Annotated in this window: 25 protein-coding genes; 6 read left to right on the forward strand and 19 right to left on the reverse strand. The window is 72.9% G+C overall.

Features of this window, described 5'->3' with window-relative positions:
* Positions 1-98 precede the first annotated feature (98 nt).
* The 6 genes from ACQPXG_RS39105 to ACQPXG_RS39130 form a co-directional block, all read right to left on the reverse strand.
* Complete coding sequence (locus tag ACQPXG_RS39105) at positions 99-902, reverse strand: ABC transporter permease (protein WP_433464179.1); 804 nt, start codon at positions 900-902, stop codon at positions 99-101.
* Positions 899-1,873 (reverse strand): ATP-binding cassette domain-containing protein, encoded by a 975-nt coding sequence (locus ACQPXG_RS39110; RefSeq protein ID WP_433464180.1) that lies wholly within the window; start codon positions 1,871-1,873, stop codon positions 899-901. The genes ACQPXG_RS39105 and ACQPXG_RS39110 overlap by 4 nt, the downstream gene beginning before the upstream one ends.
* A gap of 28 nt (positions 1,874-1,901) precedes the next feature.
* Positions 1,902-2,747, reverse strand: coding sequence for a DUF4097 family beta strand repeat-containing protein (locus tag ACQPXG_RS39115; RefSeq protein ID WP_433464181.1), 846 nt, complete (start codon positions 2,745-2,747; stop codon positions 1,902-1,904).
* 91 nt (positions 2,748-2,838) lie between these two features.
* Positions 2,839-3,375, reverse strand: coding sequence for a toxin-antitoxin system HicB family antitoxin (locus tag ACQPXG_RS39120; protein ID WP_433464182.1), 537 nt, complete (start codon positions 3,373-3,375; stop codon positions 2,839-2,841).
* A 170-nt stretch (positions 3,376-3,545) separates the two neighbouring features.
* On the reverse strand, positions 3,546-3,947 hold the full coding sequence (locus tag ACQPXG_RS39125; RefSeq protein WP_433464183.1) for a tautomerase family protein: 402 nt from the start codon (positions 3,945-3,947) through the stop codon (positions 3,546-3,548).
* A 40-nt stretch (positions 3,948-3,987) separates the two neighbouring features.
* On the reverse strand, positions 3,988-4,551 hold the full coding sequence (locus tag ACQPXG_RS39130) for a TetR/AcrR family transcriptional regulator (RefSeq protein ID WP_433464184.1): 564 nt from the start codon (positions 4,549-4,551) through the stop codon (positions 3,988-3,990).
* An 88-nt stretch (positions 4,552-4,639) separates the two neighbouring features.
* Between ACQPXG_RS39130 and ACQPXG_RS39135 the strand changes: the two genes are divergently transcribed.
* Positions 4,640-5,413: an aldo/keto reductase gene (locus ACQPXG_RS39135; RefSeq protein WP_433464185.1), complete on the forward strand. Its 774-nt coding sequence runs from the start codon at positions 4,640-4,642 to the stop codon at positions 5,411-5,413.
* Positions 5,414-5,423: 10 nt separating this feature from the next.
* Here ACQPXG_RS39135 and ACQPXG_RS39140 read toward each other — a convergent pair whose 3' ends face one another.
* Positions 5,424-6,197 carry a phytanoyl-CoA dioxygenase family protein gene (locus ACQPXG_RS39140; RefSeq protein ID WP_433464186.1) on the reverse strand — a complete coding sequence of 258 codons (774 nt, stop codon included), beginning with the start codon at positions 6,195-6,197 and terminating at the stop codon, positions 5,424-5,426.
* Between the two features lie 127 nt (positions 6,198-6,324).
* Here ACQPXG_RS39140 and ACQPXG_RS39145 point away from each other — a divergent pair, with 127 nt between their 5' ends.
* Together ACQPXG_RS39145 and ACQPXG_RS39150 are read left to right on the forward strand one after the other, a co-directional pair.
* A complete protein-coding gene (locus ACQPXG_RS39145) occupies positions 6,325-7,221 on the forward strand; it encodes a helix-turn-helix domain-containing protein (RefSeq protein WP_433464187.1) in 897 nt (298 codons plus the stop codon).
* Positions 7,222-7,241: 20 nt separating this feature from the next.
* Positions 7,242-7,658 carry a hypothetical protein gene (locus tag ACQPXG_RS39150; protein ID WP_433464188.1) on the forward strand — a complete coding sequence of 139 codons (417 nt, stop codon included), beginning with the start codon at positions 7,242-7,244 and terminating at the stop codon, positions 7,656-7,658.
* On the opposite strand, the gene hpnH is transcribed toward ACQPXG_RS39150, so the two are convergent.
* The 9 genes from hpnH to ACQPXG_RS39195 form a co-directional block, all read right to left on the reverse strand.
* Positions 7,659-8,663, reverse strand: coding sequence for an adenosyl-hopene transferase HpnH (gene hpnH, locus ACQPXG_RS39155; protein WP_433464189.1), 1,005 nt, complete (start codon positions 8,661-8,663; stop codon positions 7,659-7,661).
* 61 nt (positions 8,664-8,724) lie between these two features.
* The gene (gene shc / locus ACQPXG_RS39160) at positions 8,725-10,593 is read right to left on the reverse strand and encodes a squalene--hopene cyclase (RefSeq protein WP_433464190.1); all 1,869 of its coding nucleotides are present in this window, start codon (positions 10,591-10,593) and stop codon (positions 8,725-8,727) included.
* A gap of 33 nt (positions 10,594-10,626) precedes the next feature.
* Positions 10,627-11,637 (reverse strand): polyprenyl synthetase family protein, encoded by a 1,011-nt coding sequence (locus ACQPXG_RS39165; RefSeq protein ID WP_433464191.1) that lies wholly within the window; start codon positions 11,635-11,637, stop codon positions 10,627-10,629.
* Positions 11,634-13,010, reverse strand: coding sequence for a hydroxysqualene dehydroxylase HpnE (gene hpnE, locus ACQPXG_RS39170; RefSeq protein ID WP_433464192.1), 1,377 nt, complete (start codon positions 13,008-13,010; stop codon positions 11,634-11,636). Before hpnE ends, ACQPXG_RS39165 begins: the two co-directional genes overlap by 4 nt.
* Positions 13,007-13,867, reverse strand: coding sequence for a presqualene diphosphate synthase HpnD (gene hpnD, locus ACQPXG_RS39175; RefSeq protein ID WP_433464193.1), 861 nt, complete (start codon positions 13,865-13,867; stop codon positions 13,007-13,009). Before hpnD ends, hpnE begins: the two co-directional genes overlap by 4 nt.
* 4 nt (positions 13,868-13,871) lie before the next feature.
* Positions 13,872-14,729, reverse strand: a complete 858-nt coding sequence (gene hpnC, locus ACQPXG_RS39180; protein ID WP_433464194.1) for a squalene synthase HpnC — start codon at positions 14,727-14,729, stop codon at positions 13,872-13,874.
* Positions 14,730-14,932: 203 nt separating this feature from the next.
* On the reverse strand, positions 14,933-15,847 hold the full coding sequence (locus ACQPXG_RS39185) for a helix-turn-helix domain-containing protein (protein WP_433464195.1): 915 nt from the start codon (positions 15,845-15,847) through the stop codon (positions 14,933-14,935).
* 137 nt (positions 15,848-15,984) lie between these two features.
* Positions 15,985-16,788, reverse strand: a complete 804-nt coding sequence (locus tag ACQPXG_RS39190; protein ID WP_433464196.1) for an SAM-dependent methyltransferase — start codon at positions 16,786-16,788, stop codon at positions 15,985-15,987.
* A gap of 141 nt (positions 16,789-16,929) precedes the next feature.
* Positions 16,930-17,970, reverse strand: coding sequence for a PucR family transcriptional regulator (locus ACQPXG_RS39195; protein WP_433464197.1), 1,041 nt, complete (start codon positions 17,968-17,970; stop codon positions 16,930-16,932).
* 177 nt (positions 17,971-18,147) lie between these two features.
* Here ACQPXG_RS39195 and ACQPXG_RS39200 point away from each other — a divergent pair, with 177 nt between their 5' ends.
* Positions 18,148-18,843, forward strand: a complete 696-nt coding sequence (locus ACQPXG_RS39200) for an SDR family NAD(P)-dependent oxidoreductase (protein WP_433464198.1) — start codon at positions 18,148-18,150, stop codon at positions 18,841-18,843.
* Positions 18,843-19,589, forward strand: coding sequence for an SDR family NAD(P)-dependent oxidoreductase (locus tag ACQPXG_RS39205; protein ID WP_433464199.1), 747 nt, complete (start codon positions 18,843-18,845; stop codon positions 19,587-19,589). The genes ACQPXG_RS39200 and ACQPXG_RS39205 overlap by 1 nt, the downstream gene beginning before the upstream one ends.
* Here the strand turns inward: ACQPXG_RS39205 and ACQPXG_RS39210 are convergent, their stop codons facing one another.
* Both ACQPXG_RS39210 and ACQPXG_RS39215 read right to left on the reverse strand, forming a co-directional pair.
* Positions 19,590-22,016, reverse strand: a complete 2,427-nt coding sequence (locus ACQPXG_RS39210) for an ABC transporter permease (protein ID WP_433470126.1) — start codon at positions 22,014-22,016, stop codon at positions 19,590-19,592.
* Positions 22,016-22,747 (reverse strand): ABC transporter ATP-binding protein, encoded by a 732-nt coding sequence (locus tag ACQPXG_RS39215; protein ID WP_433464200.1) that lies wholly within the window; start codon positions 22,745-22,747, stop codon positions 22,016-22,018. Before ACQPXG_RS39215 ends, ACQPXG_RS39210 begins: the two co-directional genes overlap by 1 nt.
* 109 nt (positions 22,748-22,856) lie before the next feature.
* Between ACQPXG_RS39215 and ACQPXG_RS39220 the strand changes: the two genes are divergently transcribed.
* Positions 22,857-23,462: a response regulator transcription factor gene (locus ACQPXG_RS39220; protein ID WP_433464201.1), complete on the forward strand. Its 606-nt coding sequence runs from the start codon at positions 22,857-22,859 to the stop codon at positions 23,460-23,462.
* Here ACQPXG_RS39220 and ACQPXG_RS39225 read toward each other — a convergent pair.
* On the reverse strand, positions 23,459-25,606 hold the full coding sequence (locus ACQPXG_RS39225; protein WP_433464202.1) for a histidine kinase: 2,148 nt from the start codon (positions 25,604-25,606) through the stop codon (positions 23,459-23,461). The genes ACQPXG_RS39220 and ACQPXG_RS39225 overlap by 4 nt on opposite strands.
* Positions 25,607-25,649: the final 43 nt, after the last annotated feature.

Genomic DNA, 25,649 nt, shown 5'->3' on the forward strand with positions numbered 1-25,649 from the left:
GCCCGAGACGCCGCTCATAGGTGACAGCAATGCCGTTCCGAACACGCTGAAGGCGCCCTCCGGTGTGCTTCGGGGGCGCCTTTGCGTTGCGTCGGTGGTCAGGCGCTGACCGCCTTCTTGTAGAGGCGGGTCGCCAGCGGGACGAACACGATCAGGATGACGGCGATCCACAGGAGTGACACCGGGACGGCGTGCTGGATGGGCCAGGCGTCCGAGGTCTTCATCGCGGTGCTGGTGTTGCCGAACAGCTCGCGCGCGGCCTGGGTGAAGGTCGAGACGGGGTTCCACTCGGCGACGACGCGGAGCGGTGCCGGCAGTTCGGAGCTGTCGAGGAAGGCGTTGGAGATGAACATCAGCGGGAACGAGACCATGGTGGCGATGTTGTTGAAGCTTTCCGGGGTGCGCAGGGCCAGCGCGACGGTCGCGGTGAACCAGGAGAACGCGTAGGCGAACAGCAGCAGCAACCCGAAACCGAGGACGGCCTCGAAGGGCGAGGTGTGCACCCGCCAGCCGACGATCAGCCCCATCGCCGCCATCACGACCAGGCTGGCGAAATTCATCAGCAGGTCGCTGACGGTCTGGCCGATCAGCACCGCGGACGGGGCCATGGGCAGCGAGCGGAACCGGTCGAAGATGCCCTTCTGCAGGTCCAGGGTCAGCGTGTAGCCGGTGATCTGCGCGCCCATGATCACGGCCTGGACGAAGATGCCGGGCAGCAGGAACTCCCGGTACGACATCCCCGGGACGTGGATGACGCTGCCGAAGACGTAGGCGAACATCAGCACGAAGACGATCGGGAACATGATCGCGGCGCCGAGGAGGTCCGGCGACCGTCTGATCTTCAGGGTGTTGCGCCTGGCGATCGTCCAGCCGTCGGCGATGGGCATCGTGAGCGCGTTCATCGGGCGGCCTCCCGGGCCTGCTCGTCGGTGCCGGACGCCTGGTGTCCGGTGAGGGTGAGGTAGACGTCGTCGAGGGTGGGCCGCCGCAGGCCGGCGTCCCGCACCTGGACTCCGGTTTCGGCCAGCCGGCCGAGGACGTGGCGGAGCGCCTCGGGGCCGTCGGTGACCGGGACGGTGATCTGGAGCGACTCCGGCACGGTCCGCATGGCGCCGACCGCGACCCAGGCGAGGGTCTGCCGGGCGGTCTCCAGCTCGGCGGCGTCGGTCACGGTCAGCTCGATGCGGTTGCCGCCCACCTTGTCCTTGAGCTCGTCGGCGGTGCCGCGGGCGATGGCGCGGCCGTGGTCGACCACCATGATCTGGTCGGCGAGGTGGTCGGCCTCCTCCATGTACTGGGTGGTCAGCAGCAGCGTGCTGCCGCCCGCGACCAGTTCGGAGATGGTGTCCCACAGCGCGGCGCGGGCACGGGGGTCCAGGCCGGTGCTGGGCTCGTCCAGGAACAGGACCGGCGGGTCGGCGACCAGCGCGCCGGCCAGGTCGATGCGGCGGCGCATGCCGCCGGAGTAGCCCTTCACCGGACGGTCCGCGGCGTCCGTGAGGTCGAAGCGTTCCAGCAGCTCGCGGGCGCGGGCCCTGCTGCGCCTGGCGCCCAGGTGGTACAGCCGCCCGACCATCTCCAGGTTCTCGGCGCCGGTGAGGTGCTCGTCGACGGCGGCGTACTGGCCGGACAGTCCGATGTACGAGCGCAGCCGCCGGGCGTCTCCGACGACGTCGCATCCGGCGACGGTGGCACGGCCGCCGTCGGGGCGCAGCAGCGTGGTCAGGACCCGCACCGTCGTGGTCTTGCCGGCGCCGTTCGGGCCGAGCAGGGCGAGCACCGTCCCCTGCGGGACGGAGAAGCTCAGCCCGTCCAGGGCGGTCACCTCGCCGTATCTCTTGACCAGTCCTTCGGCTGTGATCGCGTCGCTCATGAGGGGTCTCCTTGCTGGTGTTCGGGGGTCAGGACCGGTGGACGTCGATGTCGCCCCAGTTGGTCTGCGCGCGCACCTCGACGACCGCGTCGGCGGTCTCGGGGCCTTCGGCGGCGGTCAGGCTGTTGCGCACCACACCGTTCTTGGAGTGCAGGTCCAGCCAGGCGGCCGTGCCCTCGGCGATGCCGACGTCGACCTTGCCGTGGCCGCCCTCCAGGTGGAGGGTGCCGCTCACCGCCGAGCTGATCCGGATCCGGCCGTGCGCGGTTTTCGCGGTGAGGCCGGCCAGCGCGCGGTGAACGGTGATGTCACCGGTGCCGGTCTTCAACTGCACGTCACCGGTGGCCTCGCCCAGGGTGACGGCGCCGGTGGAGTTCTTCACCGTGCCGGGGCCGTCGATGGCCCCGATCCGGATCGCCCCGGTGGAGGCGGTCACCTCGGCAGGTCCGGCCACCCGGTCCACGGAGATGTCTCCGGTGGACGCCTTGGCCTCCAGGGGACCGGTCTCCTCCAGGCGCAGGTCACCGATCGAGCTGCGCAGGACGGTCCGGCCTAGCGGGCCGGTGGCGATGAAGTCCCCCGCGACCTCGGCCTCGACGCGGGACCCGGCCGGCAGGTCCACGGTCACCTCGATGGAGCCGCGCCAGGAGCGCAGGTGCGCGAGCCCTTTGGGCTTGGGGCCCTTGACCAGCAGCCGTCCGCCGGAGAGTTCGACGATCGTCTGCTCGGCGGCCTGCACGCTCACTTCGGCGGACGGGTCGCTGGGGCGCACCTCCACCACGGTGTCGGCCCGGTCGCCGGCGTGGACGCGGACCTGGCCGATGTAGATCTGGATGTCGGCGGTGATCGGTTCGGGGGTCTCGAAAGCAGGCATGGCGGAGCCCTCCTCGTGGCTTCGGTGCGACATCCCGGCCTCCGGGGCCGGGCGATGAGTGGTGATGGGCGATGGGGCCGGGCGGGTGCCGCTAGCGCACCCAGCCGGTGTAGCTGCGCCCGCTCTGGGGCTGCTGCGGCCGGTCGGCGGTACGGCTCCCGGCGCCGGGCTCGAACGCGGCGGAGATGGCGCGGACCAGCCAGGCGTTGACCGAGATCCCCTGCCGGCCGGCGGCCTCCTCCACCCGCAGCTTGAGGTGCTCGGGCAGCCGCAGGGTCATCCGCGCGGTGCCGCCCTCCTCGGCGGGCGGCGGCCCGGCCGGCGGCGCGGCATCCGGTGCGGGCTCCGGCCCGGCGACGGCCGCGCCCTCCGAGAACGCTCCCGGCTGCGGCGGCGTCACCACGAACGCGGGGTCGCCGCCGCGCAGCCGCACGTCGACCGAGCCCGGCGCGAGATCACGGGTGATCTCGTCCGCCGCCGCCGACAGCGCCTCCAGCAGGGTGAGCCTGGCGGCCGAGTCCAGGGCGCCGGTGAGGCGCTCGGCCAGCGCGCGAGCGTCCGGGCCGCCCGCCTCGGCGGCGGCGGCGAGCTCGCGGCGGAGGTTCTCCACGTACGGCATCAGGTCCATGGCTCAACTATGACGCCATCGCGACGTCACGTCAAGCGTCATGTGACGTCACATTGCCTGATGCTGACGTCAGTTGTGGTCCGCCAGCGCGACCACCAGGCTCGGGGCGACCCCCGTCCGGGCCGCGAGGTCCTGCTGCGAGGCGGCGACGCCCGCCTGCAGCGCCGTCATCAACCCGGCGTGCTTGAGGACGGCGCGTACTGCGCCAGCCCGTCGCCGAACGACCAGTCGATCGATTCGTTCTCCGTGAGGCTGATGATCACGTTGCGCGGCTCGGTGCCGGCGTAGGCGTGGGCGAGTTCGGCGATCCGCCGGTAGAGGGCCCGCTTCTGCTCCGGCGTCCGTCCGGAGCGCATCGTGATCGCGACGAAGACGATGTCGTCGTCGTGCTGCACGCCGAGGTAGTCGTCATAGCGCAGGGTGCCGCTGGTGCCATCGTGGCTGACCAGGACCTGGAACCGGTCGTCGGGCGGGAAGCCGATCGTCTCGCCCAGAGCGTCGTGCACGGCGCGGCCGAGCGCGTCGAGGCGATCGCTTCCGGCCCTCAAGGCGTCGATACGGACAAGCGGCATTCCGGTCGTTCCCTTCTCCCATGATCCGGAGCTGCGACGGTCAGCGGAGCCCGCCGGCGAGCAGGCCGAGGGCACCGTCGATCGCCCTCGCCTGCACGTCGGCCGAGCCGGCGGCCCGAGCCAGCACATAGCCGCCCTGCAGCACCGCGACCAGAGCGGTGGCGGTCGCCGCGGGGTCGATCCTGGCGTCGAGCTCGTCGTTGGCGCGGCCCTCTGCCAGCAACTCGGCCAGCCGTTGGGTGAGCCAGGCGAAGGTCTCCTCCACGGGTCTGCGCAGCCGCGGGTCCGCCATCACATCGGGGTCCTGGGTGAGACGGCCGACCGGGCAGCCCTTCAAAACGTCGCGTTCGCGCCGCATGTAGCCGGTGACCCGTTCGATCACGGTGCCGGGGCCGCTGAGCGCGGCCTCCGCCCTGGCCCGCAGTTCGTCGGCACTGCGGCTGATCGCGGCGAGCGCCAGGTCGGGCTTGCCGCGGAAGTGGTGGTACATGCTGCCCTGGCCCGCTCCGGATCGCTCCTGGATCGCCTTCGGGCTGGTGCCGACGTAGCCGCGTTCCCACAGCAGTTCACGCGTGCTCTCGATGAGCCGTTCCCTGGCATCCACGGCACGAGCATACATACCAGTAGGTACAGCCCGCCACTCCTCCACGGATCGTCGATCAAGGCGGAGTGCCGGGGGGGAGAATGCATGCATGACTCGGACTGTGAACCTGCCTGGCGGAACCGCGCTGCCGCTGATCGGTTTCGGGACCTGGCAACTGGGATCCAAGACGGCGTACGAGTCGGTGCGTGCGGCCCTTGAGATCGGTTACCGGCACATCGACACTGCGACGCTGTACAAGAACGAGGCGGACGTCGGCAAAGCCGTAAGGGACAGCGGTGTGGATCGGGAGCAGGTCTTCATCACCACCAAGCTGCGCCCGCAGGACGCGCGGCAGGCCCGTCGCACCCTGGAGTCGAGCCTTCGCATGCTCGACACCGGCTACGTGGACCTCTGGCTGATCCACTGGCCGACGGGGCGGGAGGAACTCGTCTCGACCTGGCAGGAGTTGCTGTCCGCCAAGGACGCGGGACTGGCCCGCAACGTCGGCGTCAGCAACTACAGCCCGGCCCTGATCGACCTGCTGACCGAGGCCACCGGACGGCAGCCGGCGGTCAACCAGATTCCGTGGAGCCCGGCGCAGCACGATCCGGCCTTGCTGGAGGAGCACAGTCGCCGGGGCGTCGTCGTCGAGGGCTACAGCGGCCTGAAGAACACCGATCTGCGCGATCCGGTCCTCACCGAGATCGCCCGGCGGCACGGGGCCACTCCCGCCCAGGTCGTCCTCCGCTGGCATCTGGAACACGACATCGTCGTCCTGCCCAGGTCCGCACGCCGGGAACGCGTCGCCGCCAACTTCGACCTGGAAGGCCTCGACCTCACAAAGGAGGACGTCACCGCCATCGACAACCTCGCCCGGAGGTGAGGTGAGGCGCTCAACTGAAGCGCGGGAAGTGCTCGTCGGGAAGAGGGCTGCCCACGGTGAGGCCGAGCGGTTCGGTGACAGGGTGCGCGGGTCGGGCCGCCAAGGTCAGGTCTGCGTCCGCGTAAATGATGACGTGGGCTATGCGAGGGTCGTCCGTGAAGTTGGGCGTGGCGCTGTGGGCGAGACGGGAGTTGTGGAACGTGCAGTCGCCCGCGCGCAGGGGGACGGTGACGCGTCGTTCCCACAGCAGTTCGGGTGCCACGGAGAACATGTCGGCGTGGTCGGACAGGTCCTGCGGCCGAAGGCCGTCCAGGTGCTGGGAGCCCGGGATGAAGGTCATGCAGCCGCGGTCGACCGGCACGTCCACCAGCGCCACCCAGGCCGAGAGCGCGTGCCGTGAGCCGGCGTGCGGCCAGTACGGCTGGTCCTGGTGGAACTCCGTCGCGGCCCCGTTCCGCGGCTCTTTGATCAGCAGCTGGTCGTGCCACAACCGCAGTGGGACCCCCGCCAGCCGGGCCGCGATGGCCGCCAGGTCCGGGTTCAGGGTGAGTTCGCGCAGCGTCTCGTCGTGACGCCACAGCTGGAGCAGCTGCGTGAAGATCTTTCCGTCGTGGTGGTCCCGGACGGTGTCGCGAGCCGCCATCGCCGCGTCGGCGAATTCGGCGGCGTCCGCACGGGAGATGACCCCGCGCAGGTGGACGAAACCGTCACGACGGTACTCCGACACGATGTCCTCGGAAAGGTCGGCCGGCGTGGTCCGTGGGTTTGCTGCAGCGACAGTCATGCTCGTCTTCCTCGTCTTCTGGAGGTCGTCTTCTCGACAACTGTCGCCGTCTCTCGGCCAGGCTGCTAGCACCAGAGCCCGACAGGTGTAGCACAATATTGACGACCACTCGTCGAAGCGAGGTCCGATGCATCGTGTGCGGCTGGCGGAGGTCTTCCCGCCGGGCGGGCCGCCCATCGCCGCCGAGCGGTTCGAGCTGCGGAGCGGCACGCCCGCCCACAGCCACGACTTCATCGAGCTCGCCGTCGTCACGGGCGGCACCGCCACGCACGTCTCGGCCGCGGGCGAACAGCACCTGGACCGCGGCTCGGTGACGTTGCTCCGTCCGGGCGACTGGCACGGCTATCACGACTGCCGCCGCTTGATCGTCTACAACCTCTATGTCAGTCCGGAGGCGTTCCGGCGCGAGCTGGCCTGGATGCGCGCCGCCCCGCACCTCGGCCGCGTACTGCACACCGCCGGCCGACCCGGCCGCGACACCGGCCGTCCACTGCGGCTCGATCCCACCGCGCTGCGCATCGTCGAAACCGGCCTGGCCGAGACCGCAGGCCGGCCCGGTCCAGCCGTTGATCCCGGACCCGTGTATGCCGTGCGGGCGGGAATACTGCTCTGCGTGCTGGGCGGCGCAGCGGCATCCGTCCCCGCAGACGCCGCCGGCGACCGGACCGGCCATGTCCACCCCTCCGTACTGGCCGCGGCGCAGCTGCTGGAGGACGACATCCAGCGCGCCTGGAGCCTGGACGAACTCGCCTCCACCGTGAGCGTGTCACCGCCCTACCTGACACGTCTGTTCACAGCGCAGCTCGGCGTCCCGCCCATGACCTATCTGGGCCGGCTGCGAGCAGAGCGCGCCGCGGCACTCCTCATCGAGACCGACCTGCCCGTCGCAGCGATCGGAAGGCTCGTCGGCTGGGACGATCCCAACTACGCCAGCCGCCGGTTCCGGCACTTCTTCACGCTCGGCCCCGCCGCGTACCGGACCCGATTCCGCACCGGCGGACGGGTGGAGGGTCAGGATCCGTGACTCGCCGGCAAAGGACCGAGATGACGCGCATCATGATCGTCGGCGGTGGCATCGCGGGGAACGCGGCCGCGCTCGCGCAGGTCGGCGCGGCCGCCGCGGTCGCCGCGTCCGGATTCCCGATCACGCGGCTCCGGCTCACCGACGCCACCGGCGACGTGGCGGTCAAGGAGCTCGTCCTGCCGCGCAAGACGAGCGAGGCGCGGCGCGAGCCGGCGGTTCAGCGGGCGCTGCGAGAGGTCCGCGCCGCCGCGCTCGGGATCGAGATGCTGGACGCCATGAGCACCGCGCACGAACACGGCGTCCTGCACCGCGACGTGAAGCCCGCCAACCCTCTACGCGCTGGTGGAGGGCCGGACGCCGTTCGTCCGGTCGACGCCGATGGGCGTGCTGGGCGCGGTCCCGACCGACGGACCGGCCCGGCCCCTCGCGCGCCCTGATCAGACGGAGCGGACGGCCCGCAGGGACTCCTTCAGGGAGCCGAGGGTCGTGAAGACCGCCGTCGGCTCGTAGCCGCAGTGCGCCATGCAGTTGGCGCAGCGCGGATCGCGGCCCCGGCCGTAGGAGTCCCAGTCGGTCTCGTCCAGGAGTTCCCGGTAGGTCTGCGCGTAGCCGTCCGACATCAGGTAGCAGGGGCGCTGCCAGCCGAAGAGGGAGTAGGACGGGATGGCCCAGGCCGTGCAGGGGAAGTCGACCTTGCCTTCCAGGAAGTCCAGGAAGAGCGGCGAGTGGTTGAAGCGCCAGCGCTTGCGGTTGCCGTCCGCGAAGGCCTTCTTGAACAGCTCCCGCGTTTCCTGGACGCCGAGGAAGTGCTCCTGGTCGGGGGCTTTGTCGTAGGCGTAGCCGGGCGAGATCATCATCTCGTCGACCGCGAGGTCGTCGTTGAGGTAGTTGAGGACGTCGATGACGGTCTGCGGTGTGTCGGTGTTGAAGATCGTCGTGTTGGTGGTGACCCGGAAGCCGCGCCGCTTGCATTCCTTGATGGCGGCGACGGCGTCGTCGAAGACGCCCTCCTTGCAGACGGATTCGTCGTGGCGCTCGCGGAGGCCGTCGATGTGCACGGCCCAGGCGAAGTAGGGCGACGGCTTGAACTTGTCGAGCTTCTTCGGGATGAGCAGCGCGTTCGTGCACAGGAAGACGAACTTCTTGCGCTTGATGAGCTCGCCCACGAGCTCGTCGATCTGCGGATGCATGAGCGGTTCGCCGCCGGCGATGGAGACCATCGGGGCGCCGCACTCCTCGATGGCGGCGACGGCCTGCTCGACCGGCATGCGCTTCTTGAGGACGTCGTGCGGGTGCTGGATCTTGCCGCAGCCCGCGCAGGCGAGGTTGCACGCGAACAGAGGTTCCAGTTCGACGATCAGCGGGAACTTCTCCCTGCCCCGCAGCTTGTTCCGGAGGATGTAGCCCCCGATGCGAAGGCTCTGGCGAAACGGCATGCTCATGGTGTCCGGACCTCCTCGGGCAGGGTGAACTCGGTGGCCTCAAGGCCGCGCACCGGCCGGGTCATGTGGCACCGCCCAGATATCGGCCCAGGGCGCTGACCGGGAAAACCAGCCGGTACAGGTGGTAGTTGATGTAGAAGTCGCCGGGGAAGCCGGTGCCGGTGAAGTGCTCCTCGTCCCAGTTGCCGTCGGGCCGCTGGTTGTCGACGAGCCACCGGACGCCGGCGTCCACCGCCTCGGAGCGCTCGCCGGCGGCGAGGAGCGCCAGTAGCGCCCACGCCGTCTGGGACGCCGTCGACTCGCCCCGGCCGATCCACGCGGGGTCGTCGTAGGAGCGCAGGTCCTCGCCCCATCCGCCGTCCTCGTTCTGATGCGCCTCCAGCCACGCCACGGCGCGCCGGATCGCCGGCTTGCCCGGGCGGACGCCGGCGGCGATGAGCGCGGGCACGACGCCGCCCGTCCCGTAGACGTGGTTCGCTCCCCAGCGTCCGAACCACGAGCCGTCCGCCTCCTGCGCCTTCAGCAGCCACACGACGGCCCGCTTGACCACCGCCGACTCCGCGAGCCCCTCCTTGGCGAGCGCTTCGACGACGTGCGCGGTCACGTCCGCGGACGGCGGGTCGATCACTGCGCCGAAGTCGCAGAAGGGCAGCTTGGTGCACAGCTCGCGGGTGTTGTCGGCGTCGAAGGCGCCGTAGCCGCCGTCGCGCGAGGCCATCCCGTTCAGCCAGCGGACGGCCCGCTCGATCGGCTCCTCCGCCTCCCGGTAGGCCACCCTGCGCAGCGCCAGGATCGCCTCGGCGGTGTCGTCGGTGTCGGGGTAGCAGTCGTTGTCGAACTCGAACGCCCAGCCGCCCGGCGGGGTGTCCGGGCGCCGCACCGCCCAGTCCCCCGGCCCGCGGACCTCCTCGCCGACGACCCACCGGGCCGCGCGCAGCAGCGCCGGGTCGGCGGCGGACACGCCGGCGTCGGCGAGGGCGTTCATGGCCAGCACCGTGTCCCAGACCGGCGACTGGCACGCCTCCAGCCGGCGGCCCTTCTCGTCCCGGATCGTGAACCGTTCGAGCCCGTCCAGCCCGCGCCGGACGACCGGATGGTCGAGGCCGTAGCCGAGCTCGTGCAGCGCCATCAGGGAGTACACCCACGGCGGCTGGATCCCGCCCCAGCAGCCGTCGGCCTCCTGCCGGGCGATGATCCAGTCGGCCGCGCGGCGCATCGCCGCCGCCCGCAGTGGACGCACCGGCCGCTTCTCGTAGACGTGCAGGACGCGGTCGAGCGCGTTGAACGCGCGGCCCCAGCCCGTCGCGTCCTTCGCCGGGGCGACGCCTGCGCGCAGCTCCTCCAGGTCGAACGGCAGGGCCCGGACGGGACGCAGCGACCCGAGGACCGTCAGCGGGACGATCGTCTGCCGCGCCCAGCACGCCCAGTCGTAGACGTTCAGCGGGACGCGGCTCGGCAGGAACATCAGCTCCGGCGGCATGACGGGCAGGTCGTCCCACGACCACTGCCCGAACAGCGCCAGCCAGATCCGGGTGAACACGCGGCTGCCCTCGATGCCGCCCGCCTCCCGCGCGTACGCGGCGGCCCTGCGCATGTGCCCGGCGTCCACCGGGTCGCCCGCGAGCCGCAGCGCCACGTACGCCTCGATCGTCGTGGACAGGTCGGCCGGGCCGCCGTGGAAGTTCGCCCAGGTGCCGTCGTCGCGCTGCTGGGAGCGGATCCAGCGCGCCGCCTCCGCGGTGTCGGCGTCGGAATGGATGCCGAGGAACCGGCGGAGCAGCAGGTCCTCGGCGTCCATCGTCACGTTCGTCTGCAGCTCCGCCTTCCACCAGCCCTCGGGCGACTGCAGGCCGAGCAGGTGGTCGCGGGCGACCGCGAGGGCGGCGGAGGCGGCGCCGGTGAGTCCCGGTGCCTCTTCGGTCGTGGTCATTCGGCGCTTCCCTTCTCGTCCGCGCGTCGGGGGTCAGTGGTCTCGGGAGGTGACGAAGAGCGCGATGTCGCGGAACTCGGCGGCCACGAGATCGTCCATGCCCGAGTCGTCGAGGTGGCGCCCGGCGGCGGCGACGCGGCGGTCCGCCTCGGCCGCGGCCCAGTCCCGGCCGCCCGCCGTCTCGACGAGCCGCGCCATCTCCCGCAGGGCGTCCTCCGACGGCGGCTCCGGGTGCGCGTACAGTTCGGCGAGCCGCTCCGACTCCGGCCGGCCGGACGTCAGCGCGTACACCACCGGCAGCGACTTCTTGCGGGCCCGCAGATCCGACAGGACCGGCTTCCCGGTCGTGTCCGGGCTGCCCCAGATGCCGAGCAGGTCGTCCACGAGCTGGAACGCGAGGCCCATCTCGGCGCCGAACCCGGTCAGGCCGGTGACGAGGCGGGTGGGGCCCTCGCCGAGCATCGCCCCGATCGAGCAGGCGCAGGCGAGCAGCGCGCCGGTCTTGTCCGCCGCCATGGTCAGGCACTCGTCGAGCGTCACGTCGTCGCGCGACTCGAACCCGATGTCGAGCGCCTGGCCCGAGATGAGCCGCTGCGTGGCGGCGGTCAGCGCCCGCGCCGCCCAGTGGGCGCCCCGCGTGTGCTGGTCCAGCAGCAGGTTCTCCGACAGCGCCAGCAGCGCGTCGCCGCCGAGGATCGCGGCGGACGGGCCGAAGACCGTCCACGCGGCGGGACGGTGCCGGCGGGTCCGGTCGCCGTCCATGATGTCGTCGTGCAGCAGCGAGAACGCGTGCACGAACTCGACCGCGACCGCGCCGGGCAGCGCCGTCTCGTAGGACGTCCCGGCGGCCCGCGCGGACAGCAGCGCCAGCGCCGGGCGCAGCGCCTTCCCGCCGGCCGCGGCCGGCCTGCCGTCCTCGTCGGTCCAGCCGAGGTGATAGGCGACGACGCGGCGGGTCCACGGGTCGAGCCGCTCCGCCGAGGCGCGCATCGCCTGGTCGACCAGCGCGCGCCCGTCGGTGATCGAGGTCGGGACGGTGGTCATCGGCCGTCCACCTCGCCGGTGCCCACCCGCTGCAGGTGCCGCCGGACGAGACGGGCGGCGGTGAGGCCGCTGCGCACGGCTCCCTCCATCGTGTCTGGCCAGCCCGTGTCCGTCCACGCGCCGGCGAGGAACAGCCACGGCAGCCGGGTCGCGGACGCGGGACGCAGCGCGCCGCTGCCGGGGCTCTGACGGAATGTGGCGTGCCGTTCCCGGGTCACGAAGAAGTCGGTGACGCGGGCGCGGCGAGCGGCCGGGAACAGCCGCTCCAGCGCGGGGAGGTACACCTCGCGCAGCTCGGCGGTGGGCGTGTCGATCCAGCGGCCGGCCGCCGAGACCGAGACCGCGAGGTACTGGCCGCCGCCGGTGAGGCCGCTCACCGCGGTGCGGTCGAACACCCACTGGACGGGCGAGCCGACCGCGGCGGCGAACGGCTCGTCCCCGCCGTCCACCCGCAGGACGGGCCGGTCGTAGACGACGTGGACGTTGACGATCGGGCTGGAGCCGAGGCCCTCCCACTTCTCCCGGTCCGGGGACGCCGCCTCGGGGACGAGCGCGGCCGCCACCCGGTGCGGCACCGCGACGACGACCGCGTCGGCGCTCACCGGGGAGCCGTCCACGACGAGCTTGGGCCCGGCCTCGATCGCGGACACCTTCGCGTTCAGCCGGATCCGGCCCCCGCCCCGCTCGATCCTCGCCGCCGGGATCGCGCCGTGCAGGTCGCCGAGCGGGACGGTGGGCACGCCGATGTCGGCGGCGTCGGAGCGGCCGAGCAGCGCGGTCTGGCACACGAACGCGGCCGGTCCGAGCGCGGCGTCGTCCAGCCGCATGTTGAGCGCGGCCGTGACGAACAGTTCCCAGAGGGCCTCGCGCGCCCGCGGCCGCTGGCCGTGCCCGGCGAGCCAGGCGCCCATGGTCGACCGGTCGAGGGACGGGTCGCCGGTGTCGAGGCGGTCGAGCGCCAGCGAGGCGCCGACCGCGCGGAGCCGGTCGGACGGCGAGAGCAGCCGGTACCCGGCGAGCGCCGGCAGCAGGTGCAGCGGGCCGGGCGCCTTCGCGCGGCGCAGCCGTCCGGCCGCGCCGTCCGGGGTCAGGACGCGGACGTCGAACCGGTCCTGGACGCGGACGCGGTCCAGCGCGCCGAGCCTGGCCAGCAGGCCCTGGTACGCCGTGCAGCACTTCAGGAAGATGTGCTGCCCGTTGTCGACCGTCAGGCCGTCCCGGGAGAAGGAGCAGGTGGCGCCGCCGAGCCGGGGCCGCGCCTCGTAGATCGTGGCCCGCACCCCGGTCTCCTGGAGCGCCAGCGCCGTGGTGATGCCGGCGAGTCCGCCCCCGACGACCGCCACCTCGGCCGCGTCGCCCGCGCCGGGGGTCATCGGTGGATCCCGGCCATCGCCATGACGGACACGGTGGCCTTCTCCCAGGCCGGGAGGGAGGTGCGGGTCTCCAGCGCGGCCGGCGGGTCGGCCGTGATGCGGCGCAGGACGTGCCGGTAGATGCCCGCCATCGCCCCCGCGCACGCGGCGCTGCGCCGGTCGAGCATGGGCAGCAGGGCCAGGCCGGTGTCGTACCACCCGGCCGCCCGGTCCGCCTCGAACCGGATGAGGCCCGCCAGCCGCTCGGGGTCGTCGGCGAGCCGGCCGGACGCGTCGCGTTCGAGCGTGCATCCGAAGCGGGCGAGGTCCTTGGCCGGCAAGTAGACGCGGCCGTTCAGGCCGTCCTCCCGGACGTCCCGCAGGATGTTGGTCAGCTGCAGCGCGACGCCGAGCGCGTCGGCGCGGGGTAAGGCCGTCTCAGGGTCGGACGTCCCGAACACGCCGAGCGACAGCCGGCCGACGGCGCCGGCGACGCAGCGGCAGTACCAGAGCAGGTCGTCGAAGGTGTCGTAGGTCCCGCCGCGGACGTCGGCCTCGCAGCCGTCGATCAGCTCGCCGAACGCGCCGAGCGGGATCGGGTACCGGCGGGCCGCGTCCGCCAGCGCCACCAGCACCGGGTCGGACGGGTGGGCGTCCACGTCGGCGAGGCGTGCGCGCTCGTCCGCCAGCTTCGCGAGCCGGGTCGCGGGCGGTGCGCCGTGGTCGTCGCCGATGTCGTCGATCCGCCGGGCGAACGCGTAGACCGCGCTCAGCGCGCGCCGTTTCGGCGGGGGAAGCAGCCGGATCCCGTACGAGAAGTTGCGCGCCTGTGAACGCACGACCCTCTCGCAGTGCCGGTAGGCACCGGGTGCGTCCATCTCCTCATCTCCTTCCCATGGTCCGCGACCACTCGGCGAGCAGCCGCACTCGTCCCGGCCGTGACGGGCCCGCGAGGACGTCGTAGGCGCCGCGCTCCAGCGCCGTGAGCGCGGCGAGACCGCCCGCGACGTATCCGGCGACGGCGACCCGCGCGAATCCGCGGAGCCCGCCGGTGAGGGCGGAGCCCTCGTCCAGCATCCGCCGCGCCCGCCCGGCCTGGAGGGCGACGACGCCGCGCAGCCTCGTCGGCGTGACCGCGGCGGCGAGGTCGTCCTCGGCGCAGCCGAACCGCCGCAGGTCGTCGCCCGGCAGGTAGATGCGCCCGTTCCGGTAGTCCTCGCCGACGTCCTGGCAGTGCTCGACGATCTGCAGGGCGGTGCAGACCCGGTCCGAGAGCCGGAGCCGCCCCGGGGTGGCGGCGCCGAACACGTGCAGGACGATGTGCCCGACCGGGTCGGCGGAGAGCGTGCAGTACTCGACCAGGTCGTCGAACGTCCCGTACCGGGTGACGGCCTGGTCCCGGCGGTTGGCCTCGATGAGGCGGCGGAACGGCTCCGCCGGGATGCGGCAGGCGACGATCGTGCGGGCGAGGTCGCGCAGCACGGGGAGTTCCGGCCCGGCGCCCGCGTAGACGCGGTCGAGATCGCGTTCGACCAGGTCGAGCAGGTCCGCCCGCTCGCCCGGCGGCGCCTCGTCGCCGATGTCGTCCACCAGCCGGGCGTAGCCGTAGACGTTCAGCAGATGTTCGCGGTGGCGCGCGGGGAGCAGGCGCGTGGCGACCGGGAAGTTCTCCCTGGACTGCAGTTCGATCCTCGTGCGGCGTTCCTCGGTGGCGTTCCACAAACGCTCGCTGACGGACATGACGTTCCTTCGGAGGCGGCGGCGCGGGGACCTACACCGATGCCCGATAACCCGGCGTTCACCCGGTAAACATGGCCATCGACGGGGCCCATGTGGCGTACGTCCCCGAACCGCCGCGCAAACCCTCCCGAATTTCCGTCATTTATGGATATAGGCCGGAAGTGGTCAGACGGGAATATGTGATCGTCCGCCGCGACGGGCGGTCAGTAGGTGGTGAGAATCCGGGCGAGGATGTGCGGCGTGTGCTCGGGCGGCGCGGCCTCGGTCACCAGGGTGTTGAAGACGTGCCAGTGCCGCTCGATCTCCGCGCGTCGCACCGGGTAGCCGGCGCCCTCGGGACGCTCCAGGTAGGCCATGTCCTGCAGGCCCTGCTGCGGGAACCGGACGAGGGTGAGCGGCCCGTCGCCGGCCACCCGGCCGGAGACGCCGAACGGCGCGATCTGGACGGTCACGTTCGGCCGCTTGCACATCTCGCCGATGCGCCGGATCTGACCGCGCATCGTCTCCGGCGAGCCGATGGGACGCCACAGCGCCGCCTCGTCCAGGACGATCCAAAGGTTCAGCGGACGCGGACGGCGGCGCAGCACGTGCTGCCGCCGCATCCGGAGCTCGACGCGCCGCTCGGTCTCCGGGTCGGGACCGGCGCGCCTGATCAGCGCGCGGGCGTAGTCTTCGGTCTGCAGCAGGCCCGGGACGAACTGCGCCTCGAAGGTGCGGACCAGCCTGGCCGCCTGCTCGGCGCTGAGATAGTCGCGGACCCAGGACGGGACGATGTCGCCGTCGTCGTACCACCAGGGCCGCGCGCCGGCCTGCTCGGCGAGGGCGAGCAGCGTCGTGCGCTCGGCGGCGTCCGCGCCGTAGCGGTCGAGCAGCCGGGCGACCTCCCCGCTCCGGACGCGGGTGCGGCCCAGCTCCAGCCGGGTGATCTTGGACTCGGAGCCGTCGATCGCGCCTCCGGCGTCCCGCCGGGACAGCCGCGCCGCCTCCCGCAGCTCGCGGAGGCGCCTGCCCAGCAGCATCCGCGGTACGAGCGGGTCGCCCTGCGCCCGGGCGGCATGGACCGATCGCGCGCGTGCCGTGGATGATTCCCTGCTGCCGGTGATCGTGTCGGAGGCCAAGGGGGACTCCTCGTCGGAGGACGGCGTGAACGACCGCTCTCACTATAGCTTCACGCTGCGCGCCGGGAAGGAGACCGTGCGCGACGTGGCCTTCACGCCAGGTGCGCGGACCTGGGGGTGGTACCCAGGGTGACGTGTCAGGGTTTGCGGGCCACGGCGCACAGGGTCGGGAGGTCCTCGATCTCGATCGACTCCACCTCCGGGCGCCACGCGCCGCTCGTCACGAGCCCCGGCTCGACGATGTCGAGACCGTCGAAGTAGCCGCGGATGAACCCGGGACTGCGCAGCCGGAACGGGATGGCGCCGGTCTCGTCGTAGGCGCGCTGCGCCGCGTTGAACGCGTCGTTCTGGTCGGTGGAGTCGTGCAGGATGAGGTAGCTGCCGGACGCCAGCGGCTCCATCAGCCCGCGGACGACGCCGTACGCCTCGTCGGGGTCGACGATGTGCCCCATCACTCCGATGATCATCAGCCCGACCGGCCGGGACAGGTCCAGCAGCCCGGACGCCTCCTCCATGATCGTCTTAGGGTCGTGCAGGTCGCAGTCGATGTAGGCGGTACGGCCCTCGTTCATCAGGGCGCGTGCGTGCGCGAGGACCAGCGGGTCGTTGTCGACGTAGACGACCTTGGCGTCCGGGGCGGCGCGCCGGGCCATCTCATGGGTGTTGTCGACGGTGGGCAGGCCGGTCCCGCAGTCCATGAACTGGCGGATCCCGCGGTCGCGGGCGAGGAACCGGATCGCGCGGTCCATGAAGTAGCGGCCGGCGCGGGCGATGTCCACGATTCCCGGGTACAGCGCGACGTACTGGTCGCCGGCGACCCGGTCGATCTCGTAGTTGTCGGTCCCGCCGAGCCAGTAGTTCCAGATCCGGGCCGACTGCGGAACGTCAGTATTGATCTTGCTGTCCGGTCCGTGCTCCGGGCCGGGGGCGGCATCCGTCATCGGTCCGACGCTCCTTCGGTGGTACGGGCGGCCATCTCCCGCAAATTTAGACCGGGCGCCATGGGTCGGGCCAGAAATGCGAAATACGGGTCTGTCCGTATTTCAATTCAGGACATTAATGAATACGCAGGGTGGGCGCCGTCAGCGGCTCGCCCAGATCGCTATCGCCAGCGCCACCCGGTCCTCGAAACGCAGCGGATTGCGGCCGGTGAGCGCCTCGATCCGGGAGAGCCGGTGGCGAAGGGTGTTCGGGTGCAGGAACAGGGCGCGGGACGTCGCGCCGACCGCGCCGCCCATGTCCAGGAAGGTGCGGAGCGTCGCGACGAGCCGGGTCCCGTGCGCGCTGTCGTAGTCGTTGAGCGGCCGGGCGATCTGCTCAAGGAACGGGGCCAGCTGGTCCTGGTCGAGCCGGCCGAGCAGGGCCTGGAACGTGGCGAGGTCGGAGACGTGCACGAACCCGCCGGAGCGGCGCGCGGTGTCCAGCGCCGCGAGACTCTCGCTGATGGACAGCGGCAGATGCTCCAGCGAGCCGGCGCTGCCGACGCCGGCGGGCTCGGTCCAGGCGTGCGCGTCGTTGGTGATGAGGAGCGACGTGTCACCGTCCACGCCGAGGACGCCGGGCAACTCCTCCTCGACGCCGTCCATCGCGATCACCAGCAGCGACGCGGGGTCGAGCCCGGCGTCGTCGATCCGCGGGCGGAGCGCCTCGGCGGAGGCGAGGCCGTCCTGCACCATGCGCAGCAGCCGCCCGGTCTCCTCCCGCTCGTGCCGTTCGTCCCGGGTGGACGCGAGCCGCTCGGCGAACCACTCGGTGAAGCCGAGGAACGGCACCTCGGGCGGCACCTCCACCAGCGGGAGGCCGTTGCGGTCGCAGGCCATGCGCAGCGCCTCCGGCGCGGCGTCGGCGACGTCCCCGACGCCGAAGCCGATCGCACTGCCGCGGCCGGCCTTGACCGAGTCGGCGAACGCGGTGCAGGTGCCCGCGTCCCGCAGGGCCGCTCCGACCGTCAGGACGATCTCGTGGCCGCGCAGGTAGGGGGCGGGGTCGAGCAGCTCGGTGGAGTGCGCCCAGCTGATCGGGCGGTCGAGGCCGTCCTCGCCGGCGACCAGGCGCAGCCGGAAGCGCGGCACCTCGATCAGCCGCCGGACGGTGAGGCGCTGCACCTCGGGATCGCTGGTCACATCCTCACCATCTCACCCCCGCGAAGCGGTGCTCCGCGCCCGTGACCGGGTTTTTTGGAGAACGGCACGAAAGGCCGGGCATGCCGCGGTGCGTTCGGCCAAGAATCCCCCACGGCCCTTGCCACCAGGGGTTATGCCGGGTTTGCCTGGTGCCTTCCGAGGTTTCGAGGTGAGCGGATGCGCAGTCGGGTCGCGCTCGTCACCGGTGCCGCCGGCGGCATCGGCGCCGCGATGGTGCGCGAGCTGTCCGGGCGGGGCTGGCGCACGGCGGGGCTCGACCTGCGTCCGGCCGCGGACGCCGACCACTCGGTGAGCCTGGACGTCGCGGACCAGGCGCAGGTGTGCGCCACGGTCCGGCGGATCGAGCGGGAGATGGGACCGGTCGAGGCGGCGCTGTGCGCGGCCGGGCACTACGCGATCGTCCCGGTGTCCGACATCGGCTGGGCCGACTGGCGGCGGATGCTGCGGGTGCATCTGGGCGGCACGGTGAACGTGTGCAAGGCCGTGACACCGGGGATGGTGGAGCGGGGCCGGGGCGCCGTGGTCGCGATAACGTCCGATCTGGCCGTCGGCGGCGGGTACGCCGAGGCGCACTACGCGGCGGCAAAGGGCGCGATGATCGGGCTTGTCCGGTCGCTGGCCGTCGAGCTGGCGCCGTCCGGGGTGCGGGTGAACGGGGTGGCGCCCGGCCCGACCGACACTCCGCTGCTGCCGCCCGACTCCCCCTGGCGCAGGCCGTCCTACCTGCAGACCCTGCCGACCGGACGGCTGACGTCCGCGGAGGAGGTCGCGCTGACCGCCGCCTATCTGGTCGAGGACGGCACGTACTGCATCGGCGAGATCCTCTCCCCGAACGCCGGGGCGGTGATCTGATGACCGTCGCGCTGATCACCGGGGCGGCCGGCGGGCTCGGCACGGCGGTCGCGCGGCGGCTCGCGTCCGACGGGTACGTCGTCGCCGTCAACGACCGTCCCGGCCGGGACGTGACCGGCCTCGCCGCCGAACTGGGCGGGGTCGCCGCACCGGCGGACGTCGCCGATCCCGACGCGGTGACCGCGATGGTCGAGGAGGTCGAGGCCCGGACGGGCGAGCAGGTCGGCCTGCTCGTCACCGGCGCGGCCCGGATGGCGATGGCCCCGTTCGCCCGGCACGACCTCGCCGACTGGTGGCGGACCATCGACGTCGACCTCGGCGGGACGTTCGCCTGCGTGCAGGCCGTGCTGCCGGGAATGGTGGACCGCGGCGGAGGCCGGATGGTGTTCGTCGCGTCCGAGTGGGGGCTGATCGGATGGCCGGACGCGACCGCCTACTCCGCGGCCAAGGCCGGGATCATCGCGCTCACGAAGTCGCTCGGCCGGGAGCTGGCCCCGCTCGGCATCGCGGTGAACGCCGTCGCGCCGAGCGCGATCGACACCCCCCGGCTGGAGGTGGACGCGGCGGCCGCCGGCGTGACGGTCGCGGAGATCCGCGCCCGCTACGCCGCGCGGGCGCCGCTCGGCCGGATCGCGACGCCCGAGGAGGTCGCGGCCTCGATCGCGTTCCTGGCCGACGAGCGGCTCCCCACGCTCGTCGGCCAGGTCCTCCAGATCACCGGCGGCACCACCAGGACCCGCGCCTGATCATTCCCGGGCGGAGATCGTGTCGGCGGGGCGGGCGGCCATGGCCAGCCGGGCGGGCAGGGCGGTCGCGACCGCGGCGAGGACGGCGGCCCAGCCGAGGACGCCCAGCTGACCGAGCGGCGGGATGTACGGGGCGCCCCCCGTCATTCCCGCACCGAACGCGGTGAGCGTCGCCACGGCGATCGCGGTGCCGAGGACGGCGGCGGTGGCGACGACGGCAAGGGTCTCCCAGCCGAGCATCCGCATCACCTGCCGCCGGGTCGCCCCGGTCAGGCGCAGCAGGGCGAACTCCCTGCCGCGGCCGGCGGTGGACATCGCGAGGGTGTTCACCACGGCGATCGCCGTGAAGGCGATGATCAGGGCCATGGCGACGTAGTTGACCTCGGCGTTGGCGGACGCCGTGTCCCCGGCGACCGTGGCGGGCTCCGAGGTCGGGAGCCCGGCGGGGGCCCTGCCCGCGATCAGGAGGGTGCCGCGCGGGTCGTCCACGTGCGCGGCCAGCAGGTCGTGGGCGACGGTCAGGTCGCCGAAGCCGAGGCCGCGCCCGTAGACGGCGATCACCGTGGGCGCGATGGGGGTGCCGTCGCCGAGCGTGAGCCGCAGCCGATCACCCGGCCGGACGCCGAGGCGGTCCGCGGCCGTGGTGCTCACCGCGATGGTGGACGGGTTCAGGTTCGCGAGCGAGCCCGCCCGGACGTCCAGGTCCATCGTGCGGTCCAGTCCGTCCGGCGTGACGCCCTGGACGCCGTAGTTCTCCAGCCCCACCCGGACGGTGCTCCGCAGGACCTCGGTCACGGCCGTCACCCCGGGCGACCGGCGGGCCTCCTCGGCCGTGGCGTGCGCGACCTTCGGCCCCGCGACGTGCGCCGCGATGACGCCGTCGCCCGCCTGCCGGGTCATCGCGTGGCCCGTGGTCGTCTGAGCGAACAGGATCGTCGAGGTCAGAGCCGTCATCAGCGTGAGCGGGACGACGACGGCCGCATACCGCCGCGCTCCCGTGCCGAGGTTCGCGGCCGCGAGCCGCCCGCCGACCGGCGAGAGCCGTAGCGGGACGGTGAGCACGGCGACCGCCGCGCGCACGATCACCGGGCCGAGGAGGGCGGCCGCGACCGTCCAGACGAGCGCGGTCAGCACGGTGACCGGGCTGGACGCCGCCTCCGCGTGGAGGTTCGACAGCACGACCGTCAGGACGGCGGCCCCGGCGGCGACGGCGAGTCCGGCAAGGAGCCGGACGGCGCCGGATCCGCCGCGGTCCAGGGCGGTGTCGCCGAGCGCTTCGACGGGACGGATCCGCGCCGTCCGGCGCGCCGTGATCCGGGCGGCGGCGAAGGCCGCGACGGCGGCGGCGAGGGTGGCGGCGAGCGGCGGGAACGGGCTCAGCACGAGATCGAGGTTGGGCGGCAGCGCGCCGAGCCCGCGGAACCGGTCCCGCAGCCAGAACGCCACCGGCAGCCCGGCCGCCGCGCCGAGCGGGCCCGCGACGACGCCGACGAGCAGCGCCTCGCGCCCGATCATGCGGCGGATCTGCCGCGGCGTCGCGGCGACCGCCCGCAGCAGCGCGATCTCCCGTTCCCGCTGCCGCACCGACAGCGCGAACGTGCCGGACACGACGAGGATCGCGACGAGCAGGGCGGTCCCGCCGAGCGCGCCGCCCATGCTGATCAGCTTGATCCGGGACTTCTCCGCGCCGAGGAACTCCGCCCTGCCCCGGTCCTTCCCGAGGTGGACGGTGGCGTTCGTTCCGCGCAGGGCGTCCTCGATCGCCTCCTCCGGGCCGCGGGCGCCGATGGCGGTGACCTTCCCGTCCCGCCCGGAAAGCCGCGCCGCCTCGGCGGTCGAGAAGAAGACGGCGGTCTGGTGCTCAAGAGACTGCTCCGTCACGCCGACGACGCGGTAGGTGCCGGGGCTGGCCGACGCGACTTTCACCGTCGCGCCTGGGCGGAGCCCCCGCGTGCGGGCCGTCGCCGCGTCGATGACGATCTCGTCGCCCGCGTTCGGGGCGCGTCCCTCCCGGAGGGTGAACGGGGTGAGCGCCGCCGACTCCCACCCGTGCCCCCACGATTCACGGCCTCCGCCGGCGCGGCCGATCTCGGCGGGGAAGGACACCTCCGTCACCACGTCCTGGATGCCCTCCGCCGCGCGGAGCCTGTCCGCGACGGAGGCGGGCAGCCACGCGCGCTCGGCGATCGCCTTGGCCTTGTGCTTCCTCTTCCCCTTCTTCTTGACGATCGTCTGGTGGACGAACTGGTCCCCGGTGACGATGACCGGCGAACCCGCATACCGTTCAGGGGCGATCGAGCCGCGCAGGCCGGTGTCGAGCAGGACACCGCACGCGCAGACCAGGGCGGCCGCGCAGAAGAGGGCGGCGAAGGCTCCCGCGAACCCGGCCTTGCGGTGCCGCAGTGTGCTGACGACGATCCACAGCATCACTTCCACGCCCCCAGACGGGTCATACGGGCGGCGACCTTGTCGCTGGACGGGGCCGCCAGCGAGTCGACGATCCGTCCATCGGCCAGGAACAGCACCGTGTCGGCGTACGAGGCGGCGACCGGATCATGGGTGACCATCACGACCGTCTGGCCCATCCCGTCGACCGTCTCCCTCAGCAGGGTCAGCACCTCGCGGGCCGTCATCGTGTCCAGCGCGCCGGTCGGCTCGTCCCCGAACACCACGTCCGGACGGGTGACCAGGGCTCGCGCCATCGCGACCCGCTGCTGCTGCCCGCCGGACAGTTGCGAGGGCCGGTGCCCCGCGCGCTCGGCCAGGCCGACCCGGGCCACCACCTCCTTCAGCCACGCCTTGTCCACACGGGCCCGTGACAGGCGCAGCGGCAGGGTGATGTTCTGCTCCACGGTCAGCGACGGGATCAGGTTCAAGGCCTGGAACACGAAGCCGACCCGCCGCCTCCGCAACTCGGTCAGTCTCGTCTCGTTCATCGCGGACAGTTCCGTGTCGCCCAGCCGCACCGTGCCGGACGTCGGCGTGTCGAGGCCGGCGGCGCAGTGCAGGAACGTGCTCTTGCCCGAGCCCGACGGCCCCATCACCGCCGTGAACAGCCCCTTCGGGATCGTGGCCGTCACCTCCCGCAGGGCCGCGACCGCTCCTCGACCGCGTCCGTAGACCTTGCTGACCTTCTCCATGCGCACCGCGTCGTTCATGACCACAAGTCTTCTGACCTGGGCGTTCACGGACCAGAGACGTGAACACCGGGCACCCGTGATCTCGTCATGGGTCCGGGTGTGACGGCGTCGCTGGTAGACATGAGGAGTGATCAAGGTGCTGCTGGCCGACGACCACCACGTCGTGCGCGGCGCTCTCGCCGCACTGCTCGCGCTGGAACCCGACCTGACCGTGGTCGCCGAGGTGGAGCGCGGGGACGAGGTGCAGGCCGCGGCCCTTTCCGCCCGTCCCGACGTGGCCGTGCTGGACATCGACATGCCCGTCATGGACGGCCTCGCCGCGGCCGCCGCCCTGCACGCCGCCCTACCGGACATCGCGGTCCTGATCCTCACCGGGCACGGCAAGCCCGGGCACCTGCGCCGCGCCCTCACGGCCGGCGTCCGCGGCTTCCTGCTGAAGACCGCGCCCCCGGACGAACTGGCGGCCGGCATCAGGAAGGTCGCCGCCGGCGAACGCGTCCTCGATCCGAAGCTCGCCCTGACCGCGTGGGATCTTGCCGACAACCCGCTCACGCCGCGCGAGACCGACGTCCTGCGGCTGGCCGCGGAGGGGGCCGACGCGCCGGAGATCGCCGGACGCCTCCACCTGTCCGCGGGGACGGTGCGCAACTACCTGACCGCCGCCGTCACCAAGCTCAACGCCCGCAACCGCACCGACGCCGCCCGCATCGCCCGCGAGGCCGGCTGGCTCTAGCCGATCCTCGCCTCCAGCCGGAAGTACCCCGCACCGTCGGCGCGCGCGCTGAGCGTCCCGCCGAACGAGGCCAGCCGCGTGGTCAGATTCCCGATGCCCGCGCCCGGCGGGGTCCGGGGCGCGTCCGGGTCGAGCCCGTCGTTCACCACGACCAGCCGGACGGCGTCGCCGTCCCGTCCGGTCAGGATGGTGCACCGGGTGGCGGTGCTGTGCCGCAGCACATTGGTCACCGCCTCCCGCAGGACGGTCCCGAGCACCGCCGACACCCGGCCGTCCAGATCCGGGTGCTCCAGTCCGGTCTCGACCTCGACCTCGACGCCGGCCGCCGTGAGCACGGAGCGCGCCGACGCGACCTCCCCTTCGAGGGAGAGCTCGGCGTCCCCGCCGGTCGCGGTGCGCAGGTCCCCGCGGGCCTGGTCGGCCATGTCGACGATCTCGGCCAGCTCCTGGCGGGACCGCGCGGGATCCACATCGGCCAGCCGTCTCGCCAGCTCGCATTTGAGCAGGATCGCGGCCAGGCTGTGCCCGAGCAGGTCGTGCAGGTCCCGCGCCGCGCGCAGCCGCTCCTGGACGGTGGCCGCCCTGGCCAGTTCCTCCCCCGCCGCCTGCAGATCCCGCACGAGCCGCGCCAGCCGGACGAGCCCGTACACGACCAGGCCCGTCACCAGCGTGCTGACCACGTAGTTGACGACGGACGCCGTCCCGAGCCCCAGCATCCGCGCGCCCGCCCCGACCCCGGCCATGGTCACCGCGACCAGCGGGACGGACGCTCGTCTCGGCAGGCCGACCAGGAAGGTCCCGGCGAGGAACCCGGCGACCCCGAGCCATGCCTGCCCGAACACCGGGACGGGCGCGAAGCCGAGCACCGCCAGGATCAGGGGCCACCATCCCGGACGCCCGCGACCGGCCCAGAACAGCTGTGTCGCCGAGACCAGAAGCAGCAGTGCGGCGGCCGCCGGCCACTCCGGTCCCCACGGGACCGCCAGCAGCCCCTTGACGGAGAACCCGGCCAGCACCGCGGCCAGCAACACCAGCGACAGCCGGTACGCCGCGCGGTCGGGCAGGCTCACCGGGCGCTCCCCCGCCGCGACGGCCGCCTCCACCGCGAACCGGCCGTCGTTCCCCAGCCCCGCGGAGAAGTCCCCGCCCGCGGCGCGCACCCGCGCGGCCGCCTCCACCAGCCCGCCCGCGCCCTGCTCGGCCGTCCGCACACCGTCGTTGACCACCCGCAGCCTGACCAGGCCACCGCCCTCCGACGTCTCGATCACGCAGGTCCGCGCGGTCTCCGCGCGGACCACATCGGTGACCGCCTCCCGCAGGACCATCGCCAGCAGCGCCCCGGCCGGCCCGAGCGGCTCCCGGTGCCCGCCGCGCACCTCGGCCACGACGCCCGCCGCGTCCAGCAGGGCCCGCGCCGCCGTGACCTCCGGCGCGAGCGACATGCTGCGGAAGTCCGCCGCCGCGGCCCGCGCGTCGTTCAGCGTCCCCCGGGCCACCGCCAGCACGCCGCCGATCTCCTCGGGCCGCTCGACCGCGCGCCTGCTGCCCGCCGAGATCGCCTGGAGCCCGTCCCCGAGGGCCCGGTTCAGCTCCGCCGCGATCCGCAGCCGCTCCCTCCCGGCCGCCGCCAGGGTGAGCGGCAGCCGGGCCGCCGCCGTGTCGCCCACCCGGTCGGCCAGCCGGACCAGCCCGTACACCACGAGGGCCGTCAGCAGGCAGGTGATGGTCACGTCGGCGCTCGCGCCGTTCCGCAGGTGATCGATGATCGCCGCGCTCGCGACGACGCCCGCGGCGAGCGGCCAGGCTCTCGTGAGCAGCAGCGACCCGGCGACGAAGCCGAGGATCCCGACGGACGTCCCGAAGGCGATCACGCCCGCGTACGCGGCCGCCCCCTGGACGAGGACGGTCCAGCCGCCGCGCCACCTCTCCAGGCGCGGCACGACCCGGACGAGCTGCGCCAGCAGGACCGCCACGGCGAGGACCGCCGCGGCGCCGGCCCGGGCGGCGCCCTCCGTCCGCGAGGGCGCCGCCAGCACGTACACCCCGGCGAAAGCGACCATCACCAGCCCGACGATCACCCGCGCGACCCGCGGCCCCGGCACCGTCTCGGCCGACCGGCCCGGACTCCCGGCCTCGAAGAACACGAGACAGATCCAACCGCACCCGCGGGGCGGGGCGCACCGGGCG

Source organism: Spirillospora sp. CA-128828, from assembly GCF_050945415.1.
In the GTDB taxonomy this organism is placed as follows: Bacteria; Actinomycetota; Actinomycetes; order Streptosporangiales; family Streptosporangiaceae; genus Spirillospora.

Excerpts from the sequence above, each read along its gene's own strand:
- ACQPXG_RS39210 (WP_433470126.1), bottom strand. The coding sequence starts at position 22,016 with ATGCTGTGGATCGTCGTCAGCACACTGCGGCACCGCAAGGCCGGGTTC.
- ACQPXG_RS39205 (WP_433464199.1), top strand. The coding sequence starts at position 18,843 with ATGACCGTCGCGCTGATCACCGGGGCGGCCGGCGGGCTCGGCACGGCG.
- ACQPXG_RS39140 (WP_433464186.1), bottom strand. The coding sequence starts at position 6,197 with ATGACTGTCGCTGCAGCAAACCCACGGACCACGCCGGCCGACCTTTCC.
- ACQPXG_RS39145 (WP_433464187.1), top strand. The coding sequence starts at position 6,325 with ATGCATCGTGTGCGGCTGGCGGAGGTCTTCCCGCCGGGCGGGCCGCCC.
- ACQPXG_RS39200 (WP_433464198.1), top strand. The coding sequence starts at position 18,148 with ATGCGCAGTCGGGTCGCGCTCGTCACCGGTGCCGCCGGCGGCATCGGC.
- ACQPXG_RS39105 (WP_433464179.1), bottom strand. The coding sequence starts at position 902 with ATGAACGCGCTCACGATGCCCATCGCCGACGGCTGGACGATCGCCAGG.
- ACQPXG_RS39190 (WP_433464196.1), bottom strand. The coding sequence starts at position 16,788 with ATGACGGATGCCGCCCCCGGCCCGGAGCACGGACCGGACAGCAAGATC.
- shc (WP_433464190.1), bottom strand. The coding sequence starts at position 10,593 with ATGACCACGACCGAAGAGGCACCGGGACTCACCGGCGCCGCCTCCGCC.
- hpnH (WP_433464189.1), bottom strand. The coding sequence starts at position 8,663 with ATGAGCATGCCGTTTCGCCAGAGCCTTCGCATCGGGGGCTACATCCTC.
- ACQPXG_RS39120 (WP_433464182.1), bottom strand. The coding sequence starts at position 3,375 with ATGGACCTGATGCCGTACGTGGAGAACCTCCGCCGCGAGCTCGCCGCC.
- hpnC (WP_433464194.1), bottom strand. The coding sequence starts at position 14,729 with ATGTCCGTCAGCGAGCGTTTGTGGAACGCCACCGAGGAACGCCGCACG.
- hpnE (WP_433464192.1), bottom strand. The coding sequence starts at position 13,010 with ATGACCCCCGGCGCGGGCGACGCGGCCGAGGTGGCGGTCGTCGGGGGC.
- ACQPXG_RS39135 (WP_433464185.1), top strand. The coding sequence starts at position 4,640 with ATGACTCGGACTGTGAACCTGCCTGGCGGAACCGCGCTGCCGCTGATC.
- ACQPXG_RS39115 (WP_433464181.1), bottom strand. The coding sequence starts at position 2,747 with ATGCCTGCTTTCGAGACCCCCGAACCGATCACCGCCGACATCCAGATC.
- ACQPXG_RS39110 (WP_433464180.1), bottom strand. The coding sequence starts at position 1,873 with ATGAGCGACGCGATCACAGCCGAAGGACTGGTCAAGAGATACGGCGAG.
- ACQPXG_RS39125 (WP_433464183.1), bottom strand. The coding sequence starts at position 3,947 with ATGCCGCTTGTCCGTATCGACGCCTTGAGGGCCGGAAGCGATCGCCTC.
- ACQPXG_RS39215 (WP_433464200.1), bottom strand. The coding sequence starts at position 22,747 with ATGAACGACGCGGTGCGCATGGAGAAGGTCAGCAAGGTCTACGGACGC.
- hpnD (WP_433464193.1), bottom strand. The coding sequence starts at position 13,867 with ATGGACGCACCCGGTGCCTACCGGCACTGCGAGAGGGTCGTGCGTTCA.
- ACQPXG_RS39165 (WP_433464191.1), bottom strand. The coding sequence starts at position 11,637 with ATGACCACCGTCCCGACCTCGATCACCGACGGGCGCGCGCTGGTCGAC.
- ACQPXG_RS39150 (WP_433464188.1), top strand. The coding sequence starts at position 7,242 with ATGACGCGCATCATGATCGTCGGCGGTGGCATCGCGGGGAACGCGGCC.